At 35.2% G+C, this 22,789-nt stretch carries 16 protein-coding genes; all 16 read right to left on the minus strand.

Annotation, left to right across the window (positions count from 1 at the left end; all coding sequences use genetic code 11):
- Window positions 1-3 precede the first annotated feature (3 nt).
- The 16 genes from E1J38_RS01840 to E1J38_RS01915 all read right to left on the minus strand — a co-directional run bounded on the left by E1J38_RS01840 (window position 4) and on the right by E1J38_RS01915 (window position 22,785).
- Window positions 4-636, minus strand: a complete 633-nt coding sequence (locus E1J38_RS01840; protein WP_133354458.1) for a copper homeostasis protein CutC — start codon at window positions 634-636, stop codon at window positions 4-6.
- Between the two features lie 11 nt (window positions 637-647).
- Window positions 648-2,579: an endo-beta-N-acetylglucosaminidase gene (locus tag E1J38_RS01845; RefSeq protein WP_186525798.1), complete on the minus strand. Its 1,932-nt coding sequence runs from the start codon at window positions 2,577-2,579 to the stop codon at window positions 648-650.
- Window positions 2,580-2,606: 27 nt separating this feature from the next.
- A complete protein-coding gene (locus E1J38_RS01850) occupies window positions 2,607-4,010 on the minus strand; it encodes a hypothetical protein (RefSeq protein WP_133354454.1) in 1,404 nt (467 codons plus the stop codon).
- Window positions 4,011-4,066: 56 nt separating this feature from the next.
- Window positions 4,067-5,152, minus strand: coding sequence for a mannonate dehydratase (locus E1J38_RS01855; RefSeq protein ID WP_133354452.1), 1,086 nt, complete (start codon window positions 5,150-5,152; stop codon window positions 4,067-4,069).
- 12 nt (window positions 5,153-5,164) lie between these two features.
- Window positions 5,165-6,352, minus strand: coding sequence for a CaiB/BaiF CoA transferase family protein (locus E1J38_RS01860; RefSeq protein ID WP_133354450.1), 1,188 nt, complete (start codon window positions 6,350-6,352; stop codon window positions 5,165-5,167).
- A gap of 2 nt (window positions 6,353-6,354) precedes the next feature.
- Window positions 6,355-7,125: an enoyl-CoA hydratase/isomerase family protein gene (locus E1J38_RS01865; RefSeq protein ID WP_133354448.1), complete on the minus strand. Its 771-nt coding sequence runs from the start codon at window positions 7,123-7,125 to the stop codon at window positions 6,355-6,357.
- Between the two features lie 2 nt (window positions 7,126-7,127).
- Entirely contained in the window at window positions 7,128-8,267 is a 1,140-nt protein-coding gene (locus tag E1J38_RS01870; protein WP_133354446.1) for an extracellular solute-binding protein, read from the minus strand.
- A gap of 16 nt (window positions 8,268-8,283) precedes the next feature.
- The gene (locus E1J38_RS01875; RefSeq protein ID WP_133354444.1) at window positions 8,284-9,372 is read right to left on the minus strand and encodes a lactonase family protein; all 1,089 of its coding nucleotides are present in this window, start codon (window positions 9,370-9,372) and stop codon (window positions 8,284-8,286) included.
- Window positions 9,373-10,176, minus strand: coding sequence for an SDR family NAD(P)-dependent oxidoreductase (locus tag E1J38_RS01880; protein WP_133354443.1), 804 nt, complete (start codon window positions 10,174-10,176; stop codon window positions 9,373-9,375).
- A complete protein-coding gene (locus tag E1J38_RS01885) occupies window positions 10,163-10,615 on the minus strand; it encodes a hypothetical protein (protein WP_133354441.1) in 453 nt (150 codons plus the stop codon). The genes E1J38_RS01880 and E1J38_RS01885 overlap by 14 nt, the downstream gene beginning before the upstream one ends.
- A gap of 6 nt (window positions 10,616-10,621) precedes the next feature.
- Window positions 10,622-12,073: a sugar porter family MFS transporter gene (locus E1J38_RS01890; protein WP_133354439.1), complete on the minus strand. Its 1,452-nt coding sequence runs from the start codon at window positions 12,071-12,073 to the stop codon at window positions 10,622-10,624.
- Window positions 12,074-12,114: 41 nt separating this feature from the next.
- Entirely contained in the window at window positions 12,115-12,819 is a 705-nt protein-coding gene (locus E1J38_RS01895) for an RraA family protein (RefSeq protein ID WP_133354438.1), read from the minus strand.
- Window positions 12,820-12,837: 18 nt separating this feature from the next.
- The gene (locus E1J38_RS01900) at window positions 12,838-15,699 is read right to left on the minus strand and encodes a glycoside hydrolase family 38 N-terminal domain-containing protein (RefSeq protein WP_133354437.1); all 2,862 of its coding nucleotides are present in this window, start codon (window positions 15,697-15,699) and stop codon (window positions 12,838-12,840) included.
- A 70-nt stretch (window positions 15,700-15,769) separates the two neighbouring features.
- Window positions 15,770-16,792, minus strand: a complete 1,023-nt coding sequence (locus E1J38_RS01905) for a LacI family DNA-binding transcriptional regulator (protein WP_133354436.1) — start codon at window positions 16,790-16,792, stop codon at window positions 15,770-15,772.
- A gap of 490 nt (window positions 16,793-17,282) precedes the next feature.
- Complete coding sequence (gene fucP, locus E1J38_RS01910) at window positions 17,283-18,608, minus strand: L-fucose:H+ symporter permease (protein WP_133354435.1); 1,326 nt, start codon at window positions 18,606-18,608, stop codon at window positions 17,283-17,285.
- A 139-nt stretch (window positions 18,609-18,747) separates the two neighbouring features.
- The gene (locus E1J38_RS01915) at window positions 18,748-22,785 is read right to left on the minus strand and encodes a hybrid sensor histidine kinase/response regulator transcription factor (RefSeq protein WP_133354434.1); all 4,038 of its coding nucleotides are present in this window, start codon (window positions 22,783-22,785) and stop codon (window positions 18,748-18,750) included.
- Window positions 22,786-22,789: the final 4 nt, after the last annotated feature.

Genomic DNA, 22,789 nt, shown 5'->3' on the forward strand with positions numbered 1-22,789 from the left:
TTTTTACAATTTACCTACTATTAACTTACCATGATATGCTTTGGCATTAAAAAAATTATGAGCACTTTCCAAATTAAGTTGAGTAATTTTTCCGCAAGGCATAATCACAAGGTTATCACCAGCCTTTTTCATCATGCGCCTAATTAATTCCTGTCCTTCCTGCCATGTTTGTCCTTTGCCTGAGGTTAATATCGTATCTATGCCTTCAATTTTAATCAATTCCTTAATTGTTTCAACGGGATTATCTAGAGCATCAATGGCTTTATGTATTGTTACTTTCATTGGTTTGGCAAGTTCTACAAGCACTTCTGTTCTTGGTAAATCCATGACGTTATCGCTTTTGTTAATTCCTATTACAACTCCCTCAACACCTATTAACTTACACAAGGCTATTGATAATCTCATCTTTTCAAATTCGTCGTCAGAATACTCAAAATCACCCGCTCTGGGTCTTATTATTACCCTTACAGGAATGTTACAGCTCGCCTTAACTTCTTTTATCGTTTCAAAATCTGGTGTTAAACCATCTAAATCCAAACGCGCACAAAGTTCAATTCTATCCGCACCTTGTTTTTCAGCATGTAGTGCTTGTTGTAACCCCTCTACACAGGCTTCTTTTATGTATGTATTTTCCATAGTAACGGCATCTATTTCATTAGCAGTCTTTTATTGGAAGGTTTACTTTTAGAGCCATCTTTAGCTATTGCAACCACTTGAATTTTGATTGTAGTTTTATTTTTATCTATTTTGAAAGGTGCCACGTAGTAATCTGTACTTCTAGTCTTTCCTAACCATATTTTGTTAGTCCCTTTTATTTGATAAATATTATGAAATTCGGCTAATTCATCTCCTTGAATATTTATATAAAGTTCTAAACTATCATCTTTTTTAAATGGCGTGACACTTATTTTTGACTTCTTGATAGAGCTTTTGGATTTCTTTTTAATTGCCAATAAACCTAAATATATCCTTTCGCCTTTTTTTCCAGAGAATTCAGTTGCAATTTTCACAATCTTTTGTCCTTTTAAGTGCGATAAATCAAAACTGCTTGTAGTCCATGATTCGTTTATTTCAGGTTTAAAATTATACTTAAGACCATTATTTAGGTAAAGTACAAATTGTATATTACCATCACCTTTATGAACAACTTGTAACGCCTCTTTTCCAGACAGTTGCAACGCTGTTTTATAAAGTGGAATTTTTGAATGCTCTGTGTTTTTTAAAGCTTCAATTTTGACTGACGAAGCGCCTGTATAGCTCTCAGTAAAATCAAAACTGGCTTTAACCACTGTAGTATCTACCTGCCATTGCCATGAGGGTAAAATATCCTGAATACTAAGGTTATGCCATTCTTTATTAGACAAACGCACACCTGCTTCATTATAAAAGCGCCCTAAACCATAATTAAAATGAGTAATAAAAGGGAGCTTTTTAATTACGGAACGGGCAGGAATATATTTAGAAAAACCTTTCCATTCTTTAGATTGCCATGCAGGAACTTCTTCTTCTAAAATAGTTCCATTCCAAAACTTTTGTTCTTCTTCGTAAACCGATTCCGGTTGTTTGTTTTTGGCTATATTAAATGTAGAGTTGGGCCAATATAATCCTATAGAGGTTGTATAAGGCTTTCCATTTTTATATAAGCCTTTCCAATTGGTTGGTGTTTTATAACTTTTAGCCTGAACATCTATACCAGAGTAGAGCTCCCATGGACTTCTACCTAATGCTTTTGCTCGTTTATGAGAATCTTCCAATTGTGTTTCGCTCCAGCCAAAATCAATAAACATAATGTCTGTTAGTTTTTTATCTTTGTTCTGAAAATAGATACTATTGTGATGATTAAGTTCATCTTGCCAAATGACGCGTCCGTCTTCAATCATAGCATCGTACCACATAATTTTAAATTTTCCGTTGGATTTTTCTTGATAATACTTTAAGAACTTCTGCATTAAATGGGCTTCTTCTTTCCTCATACCGTGGGTTTCTTGGTTAATAAACCACCCTTCAAAACCATAAAGTTTGGCCACTTCAATTAGTTTATCGGCTACTGGAAAATTTCCAGTGTCATCTTGTTGTAAAAATTCTAGAACCCATTCCTCTTTACCGCCATATACGTTAGGCGGAAAGAACACGGTTCCTAAAATTTCAACGCCATTTAGGTGTGCAGATTCTATCCAAAAAGCAGTTGGAGTAACAACAAGACCTTCGCCCGCAGAACCTCCCCATTGCACCAAATAATCGATGTACTGCCAATACGGAAAGGCATACTGCTCAACCGTTTGAAACCCTTGGGAAGGATGATAATTCGTAGTATGCGGTGCAATTAATGATACCACTGATGGTTTGGTACTTAATTCTGGATTTACCTGTGTAGTACTATCAATAAATCGCACTTGTAGCGGTAGATAACTTTTATTGAATTTAACGTTGTTATCTTCATTGGGATTCCACTCCAAGAGTTCATCGATAAACCAGTACGACGAAAAAGGTTGGTATTTTCCAAAGTCGTTCTGAGCAACGGCATATTGACAAACGAAAATTAGTATTAGAATTTGAAAATAATTTTTAAACTGTTGCATACATCCCATACTTTTATTGGCTATAAATTAGTTTTCATTTAAACTTCGGATAGTTGCCCCTAAAACATCTAAACCTATGGATTGACACACACCGAATTTGTTCTTTTCTTTCATCTTATCCAAATTCCATTCATATACATCATCTGCCAATCCCCAAAGTTGTCGAAATTGTTCAATATATAATTTATCATTCTCAGCGGTTGTAAACTCTGGTTTAAATTGGTTGGTTGCAATGTCTCTTGTATTCCAAATGGCTTCAAATGTCTTTGAAATATTGTCCGTCATATCAATATTCAAGTGTTTTTTAATCTCATCTTGCACTAAATAGCGTACCATAATGCCTCTTCCAGCGAGATAGTCTCTACCATGTTCAGGTCCGAAACTGGAATAACAAGGAGCTTCTCTTATAATACCGTCTGAATTTGCAATTAATCCATTTTGAATGCCTTTAGCTAGTTTTTTTATTAAGTTATTGATTTTTGATTTGAATGTACCGGTATCAAAATCAGGATAAATATTTGTCCTTTTTAAATAATCATCTAAGTCATCGGCTATAGCCAATATATCTATTAAGGAAGCCACCAGCATACCTTGGTCTCCAGACCATATCCAGCCCTCTGCCCATGGTGGATGAATTTTTTCAATATAAGTTGAGCCCTCAACAAAGGCCATGGGTCGCTCTTGAACCAAAACACCTTCTGTGGTTAATTTCTTGAGATACTCGTAATCCTTTAAATTAGACCACTCATCAAACCACAACCACTGCCTGTAAGCCATATCTAAGTACTTATCTCCATTGGCAATATCTTCTTCCGAAAGACAACGATAAATACGAGACGAAAGTAAAAAGAGCAACACATTGGTTACGGTATTCTTTACGCCTTTACTTTCTCCGTTGGCATCTCCATTTCTGCATCCATGCAAAACAGGGAAGCCTTCATCGGAATTATCGTAGGCTGTTTTTTTCTTGTATTCCCAACATAAATCAGTTGATAATTTTAAATACGCATTCGCTAATTCTATATTTCCAATTTTAAGCAAATGTTTTCTGGCATTTAAGGCCATGAGTCCCCACCATCCAAAATCATCGGCCCATAACTTGCCAGGGTCATAGCTATGGAAAAACTCTAAATTTTCCTTTAGCATTTTCTCAACTTCTTTCTGGATTTCAATAACGTCACTATCGTCTGGCCACTGATTTTGCAATGCATCAACAAAAACCAAACAAGCATCGAAAGTATTACCACGTTTCCAGAAATCCTTAAAGTTCCAAACTTCTGTAAATCGCCAAAAAGACAACAAAGCTTGTTTTTTTAATAAACTTTTTAATGGCACCTCTGGCTTACAGTTGGACAAAGTCATCAATGGAGGTAAGCTAAATAAAGAAGCTCCAAACAAACTTGTATTTCTAACAAATGTTCTTCTTTTCATAACATTGAAAATTTCTGTTTCTTCTTACAAACCACCTCGTGCTTGAGTATTTTAAATTACACTTTAGAGTGCATCGATTCAATTAACTTCAAAGAAGCTTTCATAAACCCCATAGCATAAGCCATACCGGCATACCATGGGCCATCGCAACTCATCTGAGGCGTATGGTCCGGAATTAAAACACCATCGAAATTATTTTTCTTCAAAATTTCTAATATTTTGAACATATCGATATCGCCTTCATCCACAAATACTTCATGGTAATTGGGAACTTTGCCAACTACATTTCTAAAATGGATATAGGCTATTTTATTTTGTTTGCTGTATTGGTCTGTGGCTTCATACACATTGCCCTCGGTCATTTCAGAAATGGTGCCTAAACAGAATTCCAAGTTATTGTGATTACTTGGCTTCATATCTATTAAACGCTGGTACATATTGGGCTGATATACCAATCGTGGTGTATTTCTAACATAAGGCATTGGTGGGTCGTCTGGATGGGCCGCCATCTTTACACCTGCCTCCTCGGCTACTGGTATCACGTGGTCTAAAAAGTATTGTAAGCGCTCCCAAAGGATGGCATGCGAGACTCTTTCCACTGTTCCTGCTGGTGCGTTTTCATCATAAACCATATTCCAAACCATACCATTCGGAATAGGGGTTTCATCTACCGAACCTTCCATTCCTACGGAAACTGCACCACCACGAGCAAATGGTTTTTCAACCCTACTAGATACGCCTGCTAAAGAAAAATTATAGCCAAAGACTGGAATGCCTGCTTTACCCACAATTCGTATTTGTTCCTTTACCAGTTCTATCTGTGCCTCTTTTTTAGGACCGTCTAAAAGAATATCGTACCATATTGAAGGGTCAAAATTCTCGATAGCATACCATTCTAAACCATGATTATTAATTTCTGCTTTAATCTTTAAAAGCTCCTCTAAAGACCATAGTTCTCCGTTACCTGCTTTTCCCCAGCCTTTATTTCCGCCTATGGGTTGATTGGCATTCGATTTACTATTATCTGCACTACCAAAATAATCTACCATGTGCACCACCACGTGTGTTGCGCCACATTGCTTTGCAAACTTATAATGCTGGTCGTTCAGCATGTGACGGTATAATCCGAATCCTAATTTCATTTCGCTAATTTTTTATGTTTTGTTTAAAAATGATTGGACCTCCAAATCGGAATATCCACAGTATTGTTTTAATATCTCTTCGGCATGTTGGTTGAGTAAGGGTGCCGGTTTTTCAATTTTTTGTGGTGTGTCACTAAACTTCACAGGAAACCCCGTAGTTTTTATAGTGCCCACCTTTGGATGTTCGTACTCCAAAATCATGTCATTATGCTTTATCTGTGGGTCTTCCACCATCTCTTTAAAACTATTGACTTGCGAACACCAAATGTCTTCTGCCAATAACAACTCTAACCATTCGCTAGTGGTTTTGGTTTTAAAAACAGTATTAAAATCGTTTCGAATGTCATCACGGTTGTCTATAATATTATTTGATTTATACGCCTCTGAATCATACTTATCCAAACCAATGACTTGCGCTAGTCTTTGTACAGAATTCATCCCAATAGCGATGTAACCATCTGATGTGTTGTATAAACCATAAGGTGCTCCCAGCCAAGGATTTGGGATACCGCTTGCACTGCGTTCTGGATTTGACCCTTTTAGCAAAAAAGCTGTTATCTCTTGAATATGAAATCCTACCGCAGAACTCAATAAATTGGCTTCAATTTTTTGCCCCTTACCGGTGACACTCCTTGAATAAATAGCCGCTAAAACCGATTGCACAATAAACAAACTGGTTAGCAAATCGGCTTGCCCCACGGCGGTTACTACTGGCAACCCTCCTTTCTGTCCGTTTAAATAAGGGGCTCCACTAATGGACTGTGCCAATAAATCCTGACCTGGTCTTTTTAGGTAAGGCCCTGAAGCACCGTACCCTGAGCTTGAGCAATACACCAGCTTTGGATTCAGCGTTTTCATATCTTCATAACCCAAACCTAAGCGCTCCATTACACCAGGACGAAAATTTTCCAAAAGAATATCCGCCTTGGCAATGATATCTTTTGCTATTTTTTTGCCTTCGTCAGATTTTAAGTCGAGTGCGATACTTTTTTTATTCCTATTGAAGCTTATAAAGGAAATGCTCTCTCCTTCGGGATATAAATTCCCATAGGAATAATGACGCATCCAATCGCCTTTTACCGGTTCTATTTTTATGATGTCTGCGCCCATATCTCCCAACATTTGGGTAGCCCATGGCCCCTGTGCCAACTGCGAAAAATCAGCTACTACCAATCCTTTTAATGGTCCGTGTTGCTCCATGACTATTGCTCAGACTTTTTTATAAATTTTTTAATGGCTGTTTGTGCTTCTACATCAAGATATAATTGTTTAACTGTATTGGCCTCTTCATTGATTCGTTCTTCAAAAGGTGTTGTTGTCAAACTTATATTTGCCAAACGCTTTAATTGTGCTACAGATTTATGAGGTCTTCTTGAAAGTTTCCCTGCAAAATCCATCATTTCGGTTAAAAAATTTTCGTTAGAAACTACCTTATTAACCAACCCCCAATCTTTTAAGGTATTCGCATCATATTGCCCTCCTAGAAACAACATTTCCTTAACTCGGTTTATACCTATTTTTTGAATTAATCGTTGGGTACCACCACCACCAGGAACTAAACTTAAAAATACTTCTGGCAGTCCCATTTTTGCGCTTTCAGATGCTACAATCATGTCGCAGGCTAAGGCTATCTCGCAACCACCACCAAGGGCAAAACCATTAACACCGGCAATCCAAGGTTTATCTGCATTTTCAATAGCATCATAAAGTTCTTTACCCTTTTCTTGAAATGAATCAAACTGTTCCGGTGTTTGGTTTCCGTACTCCTTTATATCGGCTCCTGCCATAAATGCTCTACCTGCTCCAGTAATTACAGCCACATGGTATTCAGATTGCTCATTAATCCAATGTATGCCATCAATTATTTCATCCATCATCTCCCGATTCATGGCGTTTAATTGATCTGGCCGATTAAATTTTAATACAGCTATGGCATCGTTGGTTTCAATGGTTATCGTTTTAAATGCTTTCATAACTAAACGGATTTGTAACAGTCGTTTAATCTATTCATTATTATTTCTGAACTCGTATCTTTTAATATGCCTTCGTGAATAATATCGGCACCTTGTTCTTGAAATGCGTTCCAACCCGGATGTTGTGGACGTATATAAGCGTTTTCAATAGTCCATTTGGTATCCTTAAAAAAGTCGTTACACAACACATTGTTGACTTTGCTCTCCCAAGCATTTTTACTTGCTGGTTGTCCGCCGTTTTCGGTAAACACCCCTTCTTGCACCTCTGCACTAGCAACATAATTTACATACTTTGAAGCAATTTCAGGATGTTTTGTTAGAGCAGACACTGCTAAACCTACACCACCCATAATGGTGGCTATGTTTTTTTGCTTTCCAGTTGGGCTATTTGTGAAATTCACTAATTTTTTAGTATAATCTTTACGTGAATAGTTAGTATAACCAAAAAGGTAAGGCGAATAAACAATACTATTTTCCTCGCCCATATTATCTAGGATTTGTATGGGATTCCAGTTTAAGGATTGAGGATGGCTCAGCTCTACATGAAATTTTAGCTCATCTAAAGCATTAATACCAACTTTTGAATTAATTTCATTATTCTGAATAAAGCCTGAACCAAAATATTGAGCGCAAAGTGTTAAAAATGTGCACCAGATATCAGTAGGGCATAATGCCCAAGCTATAGAAAACCCTAAAGGTAACTTGTTATAAAATGCTTTTAATTCCTCCTGGTTTTTAGGTAAGTCCAGTCCTAAACTAACTATAATATCTTTTCTATACGACGCCACTAAAGCGGCCGCATCAATGGGTGTAGCATAGACGTGCTTTTCGTAATTATAGATATCAAAGCATTTGCCTAAAGCCTGTTGTTTCAAGGCGTTCAACTCCTCGGTTTTTAAATAATCTTCTAACGGAAGTAATAAACCATTTTTATGGGCTTGCCCCATATAGGGATGGTCTATAGTTATAACATCAAAATTTTCAATTAAATCTTCAATAGGCGTATCTCCAAATTCCTTTAGAGAGCGTACTTTCCAAGTGATATTGACATTTGGATTATTATCTTGAAATGCCTTTGATGTAGCTATGAGTGGTTCATACCCTCTTGGATGATCCCATGCTATGCCTTTTAATTCAATCATTGTTAACTTAATTAAACTATAACCAGCATATATTTACTGGCGTATTTACTTTAAATGTTGATTTCTTTTGAAGTGTACCGTCGTTGGTATTTATTTCAAAAACTACTAAGCTATTACTATCCTGATTGGCCGCGATGAGCCATTTGCCTTCGGGATGGATATTAAAATCCCGTGGGGTTTTGCCATAGGTGTTTTGATGCCCTAGAAGGGATAACCGTTTTGTATAGGCGTCAATTTTAAAAATAGCAATGGTTTCAGAACCGCGATTGGATGCATATAAAAACTTTCCGTTGGGGTGCATTCGTATGGCTGCACCACCAACAGGCCCATCATGATTATCAGGGATAAAACTTATTTTTTGAACAACGTTAGATTCTCCTATAGTTAAATCTACAACAAAAAGCTCTCCAGTTAATTCTCCAAGCACATAGGCAAATTCTTGGTCGCTATCCATAACCATGTGTCGCGCACCACTACCCGCCTCAATTTGAATATCCAAAGCTGGCGTGCCCTCCCATTTTTGATCTTTTTCATTCCATTGATAGGCCTTTGCGGTATCTAAAGTTAAATCTACCGCGTACATTTGATTATGTGCAAAAGGTAATATCATATGGGCGTGAGCTGCCTCTTGTCGCTCTTTGTTTGGACCTATGCCGTTATGTTGAATTTCTTGCGAACAAGCTTCTAGACTTCCGTCTTCTTTTATTGGATATGACAATATGTTTCCTGAAACATAACTGGCTACTACCAAGTTGTTTTCTATAATTGCAAAATGACAGGCATAATCGCCATGTATAGGCTGTGAATTTATGGTACTTAATGCACCATCTTCCGCAATCTTATAGGCATAAAGTCTTGGTTGTAGGTTTTGGTACATTTCCTCTAGTGCATAAAGATATTTTTTGTCTTTTGAAACTACCAAATAGCTTGGATTTCTCTGTTTAGTATAGGCTTTTTCACGTATTTCACCCGTTTCCAAATTAATTGCGAAACAACCTACACCTTCGCCTACTGGGTTTTCGGCTGGCGCTCCTTCTTGTGTATAACTTCCTGTATAAAAAACCACCATACTTTGTAATGCAATTGTTATTAAAATTAGTTTCATCTATTTATTCGTTCTTCTTGGTGGACGTGGGTCGTACTGAATGGTGTGATTCATGTAAGCCCCATCAATATACAAATCGGTTCCGTTGATGTAATCTGCCATATCACTTGCTAAAAATGCTACGGTATTGGCTACTTCGGTAACATTTCCTATTCTGCCTGATGGTATCCAATTATGAAATTTTTCGCGTCCAAACTTGTTAATCTCCTCTCGATTCATATTGGTTTCAATAGCACCTGGAGCCACTGAAACAACCCGTATATTTCTTTCAGCCAATTCCAGTGACAGGCATTTAGAAAACATCTTCAACCCAGCTTTAGCCGAACAATAATGTATTAGTCCTTTTCTTGGTACGGTATCATGAATAGAAGAAATATTAATAATAACGCCTCCTCCATTTTTTTCCATACGTGCCCCTGCTTCTTTAGAACATAAAAAAGGCCCTTTCAGGTTGATGCCCATTACCCTTTCCCATTCGTCTTCTTCTAAATCTAAAACATGTGCTACACTTTCACTACCTGCATTGTTTACAAGAATATCAATAGTGCCAATTTCAACATCCATTGTGTTGAACATGTCTTTAACTTCTGATGCTTCTGATACATTTGCTTTTCCTATACTTACGTTTACATTGAAAGTGGATTTTATCTCATCTGCTACCTCTTGTGCTTTCTCCTTATTACTATAATAATTGATGAATACATCTGCACCGCAAGCCGCTAGTGCTTTACAAATGCCTGCACCAATCCCTTGACTCCCTCCTGTTACTAATGCTTTTTTGCCTTTTAAGTTAATTTGTGTCATTGGCTTTTAATTTTTTTTTGTTATCGAAACAAGCTGTTACCATCTGTTTTAGTTCAGCTATTTGTGCATCATTTAATTGAAAAAACTCAAAATCTGACACGTGCGTCTCTGATTTTTCAACGATAATTATTTCGCTTCCCTCCCTCATGGCAATATTATGCCAAGCATTAGCAGGTATATTATAAGTAATACTAGGTTTTAAAAGTTCGGTTTCGAATGTCACATTATTATTTTCAATTTCAGCCCCTATTAATACGGCCTCGCCTTTAAGAAGTATAAATACCTCATCGGTTAAAAAATGAACATCTAATTTTTTTATATTGTTTATATGTTGCTCTGGCATGTAGTTTAATTGTGCCACTTGCCAGCCCTCGCGAATCAAAAACGGATGATACCCATTAGCTTCTACTTTGTACTGTTCTATAACGGTTGTGCTCATATTATTTTAGTCTTTTGTTTTATCTTGTTTCCAAGACATTTCTATTTCTTCTAATGTTTTGCCTTTTGTTTCTGGAACAAACCTCCATATAAACCAAATGGCTGGGAGCGTTAATGCGCCGTATAAAAAGAAAGTACCCGAAGGTTTTATATTTTCTATAAAAACAGGATTGGTTAATGTGATAAAAAAGCCTGTAACCATTAATGACAAGCTACCTATACTTACCGCCAAACCTCTAATTTTAGTTGGGAAAATTTCGCTAATAATAACCCAAACAATAGGTCCATAAGAAAAGGCAAAACACGCCACATAAAGTAACAATGGTATAATCACTAAACTAGAACCTATAGCAAATAATGCTGCTACTCCAAATAAAGATATTGCTGCACCAACTACACCTATTAAAAGAAGTTTTCTTCTTCCATAACGTTCTATATTCATAATGGCAACGAAGGTGAAAATGGAATTTACAAGTCCAACTAAAACAGCTCCTAAAAAGGAACTTTCAACACTTTTTATCGACTCGTTTAAAATATTTGGCGCAAAATACATGATGGCCGCAATACCACTCAAATGTGAGAACATTGGCAGCAAAATACCTATTAAAAATGGTCGTCTTAAATAGGGCTTTAATAAGTCCTTAAAACCTTGTGATTCTGATTTTACAACTGTTTTAATCTCATCCATTTGAGATTTTGCCATGAGCTCTCCCATGGTTTTAACCATAATAGTATATGCTTTATTTTCTTTACCATTTACCGCTAACCATCTGGGGCTTTCTGGCACCAAGAATAATAACACAAGGAAAAGCAAAGCTATTGGAATTTCTGTACCGAACATACCTCGCCAAATTTCTTGCACAAAAAGCCAGTTCCAAAAGCCTCCATTTTCTTGGGTTATAACTCCAGCAGCTTCTCCTGCTGCATTTAATACCATCCAATCTACTAAAAATGCCAACAAGATACCTAAGGTGATCGACAATTGGTATAACGATACCATTCTGCCACGCTTTTGAGGTAAAGTAAGCTCTGAAATATAAATTGGGGCCACAACAGATGTGATACCCACACCAATACCACCTATAATTCTTACTATAACTAAAAACAAAAATGAGTTTTCTGAGGATGCTGCTATCCAATAGGTGTTATCTAAATTACCTGAAAACTGTGGTGGTAGCATAGACCCAAAAGCGGATAATACTAAACATACTGCTGCAACTATTAAAGCTTTCTTCCTACCAAATTTATCGGTAATACTCCCTGATATAATACACCCTAAAATGGTTCCCAATAAGGCCGATGACACCACCCAACCCAACATGCTTGCTGAAAGATTGTACTGTGTTTCAAGGAAGGTGTTACATCCTGAAATTATAGCCGTATCATAACCAAAGAGGAAGCCCCCAATAGTGGACACAAAACTAATAGCGTAAACATAAATGGATGAGTTGTTTTTCATAAATTCTTGTTATTTAGAGTGATTAGGTTCTATCGATGTATTTACATAATACCAAATTTATTGTAAGCGTCAACCGTACTCATGCCATTTTCCAGAGCCTTTTTAACTAATTGCTCTCCTCTAGCTTTTTCAATAGCTCCTGTGAATGCTTTTACTTCAACTTCTTTTGGTACTACCACTACACCATCTCTATCTCCATAAATGATATCTCCTGGATTTATACGAGTACCTTCTATTTCAATAGGAACACGATAATCTATAACTTTTCCTCTTGGACCTTGATCTTGCGCATACCCGCCATAAGAAAATGTTGGAAAATTAAGGTTTAAAACTTCGTTGGTATCTCTTGAATATCCATGTAGTACTGCACCAGCTGCTTTAAGTTTCATGGCTCTTGTACTCATTAATCCACCCCAAAGTGCATATCTAGGCGAGGATCCTGAACAGATGTAAACTTCATCTTCTTTTAAATCGTCTAGGGCTTCAAACATAATCCCAAATGGTTTTTTCATCATAGGGTTTTTAGTATCTTTCACAGACTCTTCAAAAACATCGGCTTCTAAGACGGGCATTGCCCTACCAATAAGAATGAAATCAGTATTTAACGGTTTTATATTAGGAGGCAGGAACTGATGCTGATACCCTAAAGTATCTAAAATATCACCCACCAAGGCTACAAATAATTCTGATTTAGCTATGGCGTATAGCTCTTTATCATCCTTCCATATTTTGTTAGTAATGCTCATATTGTTAATTACAAAAAGTTAATTAGTTTTCTTTAAAATTATTTTATAAGTTTCAATAGCGTTGTTACCAATTTCAATTTTAATGTTCTCACCATTTAAATTCAATAATTCGGTTTCTTCTTCAATTAAATTGGTTTTTATCACTTTAGATGCTGGTTTGGGTAGAGAAATTGTCGGTTGACTGTTTTTACCATCAATTTCAACAAGTCTTAACACAAGCGCATCTTCATCTTCTGCTTTCTTAATTGTACTTACACGCACCATAGGTTGAGATACTTTAAAAAAGCTTTTGCTGGCTGGTAAAACACCCGAATTATTCTTTATTTTTTGCTCACTAACCTGAAGCGGGTGGTTTGCACCGTTACCAAATTGATAAGATAAAGCATCATTAGCTTCATTAGAGGTTATAGAAAACTCAAAATGATGGTCTCCGGTTTGATGATACCAGTTACCTTCACCATGACAACTTTTATGTGTTGCCATTAAAATTCCCTGTAACACGGTATATTCAACAGATTCCCTTGTTGCGTCAATCCAATCAGCCAAAGCAACATCGGTAGCTAAGGTTACTTGGAAGCCGTCTTTTTCAGAAGCTATAAAATTCATGACCTCCCTTGGGTGAATCTCAACAGGTTTTTGGTCATAAGTACCACCCCATGCCCATCCTCGTGGGGCTTGTTTCATTTCAGACTTTCCAACTTCAGCAATAGCCAAAGGCACTTCATACTTTATAGTCGAGTCCTCCATATCTAAAGGAAGGGCAAATCTAAATTCACGGTTATGTGTTCCATCCCAATCAAGAATATCAACAAAAACATCTATTTTCTTAATTTGGTGATACACTTTTACGTATTGTACAATGTTAGCATGCTCAAACTTAACCTTGTTTTCAAACATGGTAAAAACGTTGCCATCATTAACAATTTTCCAATTGGCAGTATGCAAACTTGCTTTATTGAATCCGTCCATTTTAGGTTCGGTCATCTGGGTAAACTCGCCTGCGCCATTCCCATCATATTTCATAGTAATAATATCTCCTCCAGCAAATCTTGTAGTTTTTATAACTTCTTTTCCTAATTTATTATCAAACAAATAGGTTAAACCGCCGTCGCCTAATCTCATAATATAAAAGTCATTACTTAAAGCATTAGGTGTTACAGATTTGTTAACATCAAAATACTTTTTACCCTTTTTTAAGTAAAATGTGGAATAACCTAACGGTGGAATATTGGATGCTACAAACTCTAAGGTTCTTGTTCCTCTAGCATTACTAATTTGAGAGGGCATTACCACACCTTCATGATTCACTACGTAGTAGTTAGAATTATCTTCAATGGTAACCTTTGCCGTTGCTGTTCTTTCCCATGATAAATCGTTGTAAACCACTACAGCATTATTCTTCTTGGTTCTAATGTTACTAGTAATTGAGGTTAGTGACTTTTCAATTAAACGATCAGCTTCAGAAGCTGCAAACTCTAGTTTAGCACGAAAAATACTATCAGTAATATGACCATTCTTTCCGCCCCAACCATGATCAGGATAAATGGATTCCTCAAAAGCTTCTGAAAGTGCTTCTTCAGGATAATCCTTAAAAGAACCTTTTAAAATGGCGTCAATTGATGCAAAAATTTCAGCAGACGGCAATAAACGCCCTGCTTTTCTTGAAGCTGTAATAGCCTTAGCGTGCCCTGGACCATGAATATAAGACCATATATTTGGTCTTTCTCCAGAAATCGTTTCAAAAACAACTCCAGGTTTTTTGATTTCATTCATTAATGCAGTGACTGTTGAATGTCTAAGCTTAGGCATTTTTACTCCAGTTTTTTTAATAATGTCATTCCATTCTGAAACAATTGCACCATAGTTTGCTGGCCCCGAAGCATCATTGCTTATAACAATAGCAAAGTGTGGTGGTAAGTTATGTTCTTTGTAATAATCTCCCCACATTTTCACCCTTGTTTGTAGTTTGTGCATTGCCTCTATGGCATCTTGTTCAAAAAGTTTATAAAACATTACTGCCCAACCATAATTACCTGGGCTATACGTTGGTATTGATGAACCATCTGGCGAATACCAGTTATAGAATCCCTCCTTTAACCTTGAAACAAATAAGTTTTCTACACCAGATTTTGCCAGTATTTGCGGGAATTGCAACGTTCTACCAGGCACATCTGTATTAAATGCCGTTATAACATCATTGCCTTCAAAATTCTTTTTAAGCCAACGTCTTCCAAAATACATCTCACGAATTAACTGCTCGTCGGTTTGCATACCTTCATACGGCTGGTTGTAGGTTGCTCCCCATGTAAACCTACCTTCATCTGAGCGTAACATAACCTCTGCTTTTCTCTCTGGAAATTCTTCAATAAATTCCTTTAAATTAAGCGTTTGTTCCATTCCAAAATGAAAAGCCTTATCTGTATCCATCATATCCAATGCAGGAGCGATAATATCATGAATGCGCTCATGTCTACAATATTGAGGCGTATCCATCCAAGCGATATCTTGATGTGATGATGAGATAATGTGAAAGGTTCCTTCTTTAAAATAACCCCAATCTGAGGTCACTAAAGGTGTAAAAAGTTGCTTTGTGGAATTCTTTCGTGAGTTCCCAACAAACGTCACGCTTTCTGGAGTTCCAAAAACGGGTAACCACAACCATGCTTTACCGTTCTCTTGTTCAATTTCTATAGTTTTACCATTTTCAAATGATAAACCTTTGTATTGATTAGCATCTTCTATATTTAAACTAGCTTTAGCCAGTAAACTACCTGAAACTTCTTTATATTCATAAGGTTCAACGTAGGTAATGTTAATCGTATTTTGCCCGAATGCAAAACCAAACAACATTATTAATACTAAATAGATGTACTTTTTCATATAATAAAAATTTAATTATGTTTCAATTTACTAAATCGGTTTAGTTATTTTTAAAAAAAACTACAATGGACTATTTATTCCCACAAGAGCCTCTTATTTCAAGTTTTGTTTTTAAAACTTTGGTTTGAAACTTAGTCTGAACCTCCCCAGCAATTTTGCTTAACAGTATTTCTATAGCTGAACAACCTATTTCCTTAACTGGCTGAACAACAGCTGTAACCGGTGGCTCTACGATATCGAATGCGCTTAATTCATCAAAACTGACAATAGCAACATCATCTGGTACTTTTACCTTTAATTTTTTTAAAACTCTCAAACCTTGTGATGCCAAATAATGTGTTGAAAAAACTATGGCATCAACAGGCTGTTTACACAGAACCAAATCCTTTAGTGCTTCTTCTACCTCACTAAAATACTCTTCACGCTTAATTTCCTTTACATAGTCATGATTGGCAACAATATTATGACCTTGTAGCGCATTATGATATCCTTGTAAACGTTGTGCTATTGGCTCTAAACCAGGTTTTAAAGTAACAAATCCAATATGCTTTCTTCCAAGACCAAGAAGATGTTCAGTCACTTTCTTGGTTCCATAAAAATTATCGACGATAACATAATCTGTATCATGCTCAGGATAAAACCTGTCAAACAACACAAAGGGAAACTTCTCTTTCTTTAAAAATTCAATTTCCTTTTTATTCTTTTGAGTAGAAGCTATAATTAACCCATCTACTTGTCTATTAAGCATAGACTGTATAAGTTCCCCTTCTGTTTTGGGATCTTCATAGGAACTACTAAACAATACCGTATACCCTTTTTCTTTTGCTTTTCTCTCAATAACACCAGCTACTTTAGAGTAAAATGTATCTGATATATTTGGTATGATTAACCCTATAGTCTCACTTTTACCCCTACTTAAACCACGCGCCAACTGATTTGGAATATAATTATGTTCTTTAACAAAACTTATAATTTTCTGTTGGGTTTCTTGACTTATCTTGTTCTCATCACCCTTCCCATTAAGCACTAGTGAAACTGCCGTTTTAGATACATTTAACTCTTTAGCAACATCTTTCAAATATAACTTCTTCATAGAAATGAACTAAATCGGTTTAGTTAATACGACAAATTAATTAAAAATTAATAAAACAAACAACTTTTCTCAAATTAATTTACCTTTATTCATTAATTTTCAACTTCATTCACTGCCTTTGCTGCAATACCCACAAGAGACTCTAAAAGAATTCTTTCCTTATAGCTATTGTGGTCCACTAAACAAGTAATCAATTTATTTGAAACTTTCTGCTCTGGCAAACCAGTACTCATCTGAAGTCGAGAACTATTTTGCCTTTACTAAAACGTTGCTAAATCCATCTTTGGGATCAATTTCTAGGATTGTATTTTCATCTGGGTTGGAGTCTGTCATTCCTACCTTATCGCATGAAAAACAAACCGATAAAAAAAAAGGTCAAAAGGAAATAAAGAATTGATTTTCCGAAATATAAATTTATTGAGTTAAACTTATTTATCATTTACTTTTTTAATAAGAGTTAACAAAAATAAACAGTAAACCTAAAGGCAAATTAATTGGCCAACCCCTCAACCGCCTTTTTTTGATTACCTACAAAAAAACCATACCAAGTAATGTAGAGAAAGCATAATAATGGTAAAACGAAAGAAAAAGAGACTTCTGATACTCCTAATATTTGCGTATCTGCCACGCCGTTACCTCCCACATCGATAATCATACCTTGTAATTTGGGCATTAATGCACCACCAACTATAGCCATAACCAAACCTGCAGACCCTACTTTTGATTGTTCTTCGGTTAAATCCTTAAGTGCGATACCATAAATTGTTGGGAACATTAATGACATACAAAAAGATACGCCAACTAATGCATACAAACCGACAGTACCTTTTATAAAAATGGTTCCTAAAACAAAACACATAGCGAAGATGGCAAAAAGCATAAGTAATTTACCCGAACTTATAAATCGCAATAAATAAGTACCTATTGCCCTACCTACAGTAAATAAAATAAAAGCGGCCATTTGATAATAACCTGCTGTTACACTATCCATGCCAATAGCCTCTGCATATTGATAAATATACGTCCAACACATTATTTGTGCACCTACATACAATATTTGGGCTAACACACCCAAAACGTATTTTTTGTTCTGAGATAAAACTGATAACGTGCTGCCAATACTTGGCATCTCCCCTTCTTCCTTCGCTTGGGGCATTTTACTTACTAAAAACAAAACAAAAACACCAACAAGAACAAGCCCTAGTATGACATATGGGTTTCTAATAACTAATAAATCAGATGTTTTGATCAGAATTTTAGAAGCTTCATCTAAGGCGCTAAAGTTATCTACGTCATCAGATTTTAAATTTTTAAGCACCAATTGCTGCGCAACAAACAAGCCTATTATCAAACCTACAGGATTAAATGCCTGTGCTAAATTTAGTCGTTGTGTAGCAGTTTCTTTTGGCCCCATTGCTAGAGCATAGGGATTTGCTGCTGTTTCTAAAAATGCTAAACCAAAAGTTAAGATATACAGACCTAAACAAAAAAACCAGAATAGTTCTGTTGTAGCTGCAGGGTAAAATAATAGAGCACCAATGGCATAAAGACCAAGCCCAATTAAAACCCCTATTTTGTAGGAATACTTACGCATAAACATAGCTGCAGGTAATGCCATACAAAAATACCCACCGTAAAATGCCATTTGTACCCACGCAGCCTGAGAATTTGATAACTCTAACACTTTTTTAAAAGCTTGTACCATAGGGTCTGTGACTGCATTTGCAAATCCCCATAAAGCAAATAAGGAAGTCACTAAAATAAATGGTATGACCATCTGTTTTGGAACAACTGGAATTTTTGATTTTATATTCATGTTAAAGTCTTGTTTTTAATACTTTCAAAAATGAAACAAATAAGTTTTGTAAATACTGAAATTTTAATCAAATACATGGATATCTTAATTATATCCATAGCAGATACTGCATTCTTTGGACATATATCAAAATTTCAACTTACTTAATGAGTTTACTAGGTGAATAACCAAACTGTTTTTTAAACACTCTACTGAAATATAATGGATCGTTGAAACCCACTAAATCAGAAACTTCAGAAACATTATAATTTTTAGATTTCAATAATTGAGCTGATTTTTTTAACCGAATGGTTCTTATAAACTCATTGGGAGATAAATCTGTTAGTTGTTTAATTCTTCTGTATAACTTAGAGGAACTCATAGCCATTTGTTCAGAAATAAATGCGGGTGATAAATTTGGAGAACTGATGTTATTCTCAATAATCTCTTTGATTTTAGATATGAGGTCGATATCTATTTGTGAATGTGCTAATGTCATAACATCACTTTCTGCTTCTCCAGAAAACCTTTGTTTCAAATCAAAGTGTATTTTAATTACATTTTCAATCCTAGTTTTAAGAAGCGAAGGGTCAAAAGGTTTTACTAAATAACCATCTACTCCAATTTTATAAGCCTTTATTCTATTTTCATTCTCAGCAAGTGCTGTAAGCATAATAATAGCTGTGTGACTCATATTGTCATCGTTTTTAATAGCTTCCACAAAATCAAATCCGTCCATAACAGGCATCATAGCATCAACAACGCACAATACGGGTTTCACTTTTTTACATATTTCAAACCCTTCATGACCATTTTCAGCCTCATAAACTTTATAGAACTCAGATAGATTTTGAACGATATAATTTCTTAATTCGGGATTGTCTTCAATTACCAGAATTTCATGTTTTAAATCTGTATTTAAACTTTTCTTGACACCTTTTGTATTTAGATTCAATACTGATTCCATATTTAATAGTTCATCTTGCGCTTTATGTAAATTTTCTGCATCGTGCTCTAATATTTCATCGAGTGTATAGGCTTCTTTACTTGCAGGTAATTCTACAGTAAATACACTCCCTGAATCAGTTTCACTATCTACCGTTATGGTTCCCTTGTGGATTTCAACCAAAGCCTTGACCAAAGACAAGCCTATTCCCGTTCCTGTGGTATTTTCCTTACTGTTTTTTGCCTGGTAGAATCTATTGAAAATTTTTGTTCTACTTTCTTGAGGAATTCCAATACCGTCATCACTAACTTCGATAATTAGTTTTTTGACTTCATCTTCTTTAACACCAACAAATAGATCAACATTCCCATAATTATTGGTAAACTTCATGGCGTTGGATAATAAATTAAATAGAACTTTATTGAGTTTATCAAAATCTACCCAACAGACTATATTCTCATCTTCTGTATTAAAATTGAAATTAATATTCTTTGTGTTAGCTAACTCAATAAATGAATTAAAAATAAGCTTTGTACTCCGCAACACATCCACTCTTGAGACTTTTAATTGTAATTCTCCGGTCTCAGCCCTTCTAAAATCCAATATTTGGTTAACCAACCTTAAAAGTCTATTAGCATTATGATAAATTAATTCTAACTTGTTTTTCTCTTGATTAATTTTATTGTCTTGATTAAGCAATTGTTTTGCTGGCCCTAAAATTAGAGTTAGAGGTGTTCTTAACTCATGTGAAATATTAGTGAAAAATCTCAGTTTTTCGTTGTTTAGTTTTTCATCTCTTTCTCGCTTTACTTTCTCCAGTAATAATTCTTGTTTTAGTTGAAGCCTGTATTTTATTTGCTTTCTTAAAAAATAAACTACAGCAATAACAACTAACAGAACCGCAATAAAAAAAGGATAGGTTAACCAAAAAGGTGATAAAACAGTAATCTTTAGCTCTGTTTCCCTACTCCAATACCCGTTGTTGTTGGAAGCCTTAATTTTTAGGTTGTAATCACCAGGATATAAATTGGTATATTGGATGGTACGGGAATTACTGGTTGTAGTATTCCATTTTTCATCAAAACCCTCTAGTTTGTATTGGTAGCAATTTAATCTTTCATTAGCAAAAGATGGCATTGAAAATTCTATAGAAAAATTTCTATTCCTATAACCCAGTGCTACATTTTCAGTATAGTTTAGGTCTTTTTCTATGACAATTTGACCGTCAACTTCGACCTGAGGCAAAACCTCTTCATTATTAATCTTAAAAGTTGTTATAATTGGTTTTGGTGAATATTTATTCTCCTCTATACTTAATGGAGAAAAGTGTATAATATCTTTGTCCCCTCCTATGAAAATTGTATTGTTATCATATTGAAGAAAACCCCGTTTATTAATAATGTTTGATCTTACGCCGTTATTGATATGAAAAGACCTAAATTCACTTTTATCTGGCAAATATTTTCCAATTTTATTCGAATTCATATTTAGCCAAAGACAACCATTTACATCAATGGCAATATCTGTAATCCAACTATTTTTTAATTCAAGTGGTTTTTCTTGAGGTAAAAAATCATCTTTTATGGGATCATAAAAATTAAGGCCATTTCTAGTTCCTACCCAAACTTTACCGTTCCCATCTACTACAATATCTTTCACCTTATTATTTGATAAACTAACTCTATCTTGTATAGATTGATAATGCCTAGTTTCTTTAGTTATAAAGTTATATTTAAAGATACCCTCTTCTGTGGCTAACCAAACTTTATCTTCTTGATAAGGAACAATTTTATTGACATCTAAAAGAGCATCCAATTCTTCATTAATTCTAATACTTTTTTCATTTATTAAATCAAATTCTACGAGCCCCTCCCCGACGGAACCTATTAAAAGTGTTCTGTTGTTTATTATATAAAAAGACATGACTGGTGAATTGGAAAAACCAACGTCTAAACTACGGTTGGTACCAGTAACCATATCATATTTTAAAACTTTTCCATTCCATAGCCCAATATAAAATAACCTATTGTCAGTTGTGTAAATACTACTTATTCTATTATAAGCTTTTAGAACCCTGCGAAACCTGTTGGCTTCCTTTACATATAAACCATCCGAATGTGTTCCTAAAAACAGTTCGTTTTTATAGGTTTTGGAGAGACAACTAACAATTGGGATTTTTCCGCTTGATGTAAAATTTGCCTTAATGGTTTTAAATTGGTTTTCAAAAGGGTCTAATTTATCCAAACCATTCTCGGTACCTACCCAAAGTATTCCAGAAGCATCAAAGAAAAGTGATAATATATAATTGTTAACCAAAGAATTGGTATTAGTCAAATCTGGAATATGACGTTTGTATTTCCCATTCTTTAATGCATCTATACTCCTACAAGTAATTATACCGTTTGAAGTCCCAAACCAAAATTCTCCATCATCAGAGACGGTATAACATCTAAAATAGTCTCCTTGACCTTCGAAATTTATTAAACTAAAAACGTTTTCTAATTTTTTATATTCATACAAGCCATCTTTGGTTCCTGCATATAAATTAAATTGGCTATCTTCAAAGAGAAAGTAGGCGTCCGATTGCATATTGAAGCTGCCTTTTGAAGGGCTTAAGTCAAAATTGTTGGATCTTAATATTCGACCTGAGTTGTCAAATTCCAAACTATAAACCCCATTATTAAAAGTTGTAAACCATAATTTATTGTCATGGGTTTGATAAATACCCCTAATATTTTCAACACTTTGAATATCTACTTTATGAAATTTTTCCTCTTCTTCGTCAAAATAACAAATACCACTGGTCATGGTACCCACCCATAATCGATCTGTATTGTCAATAAAAACAGATCTCACCTTATTATCGGGCAGAGAATACTTATCATTTTCATTAGCATGGTACGTTTTAAATGTGTGGGTTGGTATGTGGTATTTTGTTAGTCCAAAATCAGTTGCAATCCATAGGTTATTATGATTATCTTTTACTATTTGCAATATGTCGTTACTATGCAAATAATCCTCCCTATTTATGTTACTTTGAAACGCCCGAAAATTATAACCATCAAATCTATTTACCCCCCAAAACGTACCAATCCATAAAAATCCTTCATCATCTTGAACAATAGATCTTACAGAGTTTTGAGACAGCCCATTAATTTCATTATAGTGCTCAAAAACAAGTTCTTGTCCTTGCGAACTATAACAAGAAAAGAAAACAGCTAATAATAAAAGTTTAAATATTTTTAAAGTCATTATA

The organism is Seonamhaeicola sediminis, from assembly GCF_004358095.2.
Lineage (GTDB): Bacteria > Bacteroidota > Bacteroidia > Flavobacteriales > Flavobacteriaceae > Seonamhaeicola > Seonamhaeicola sediminis.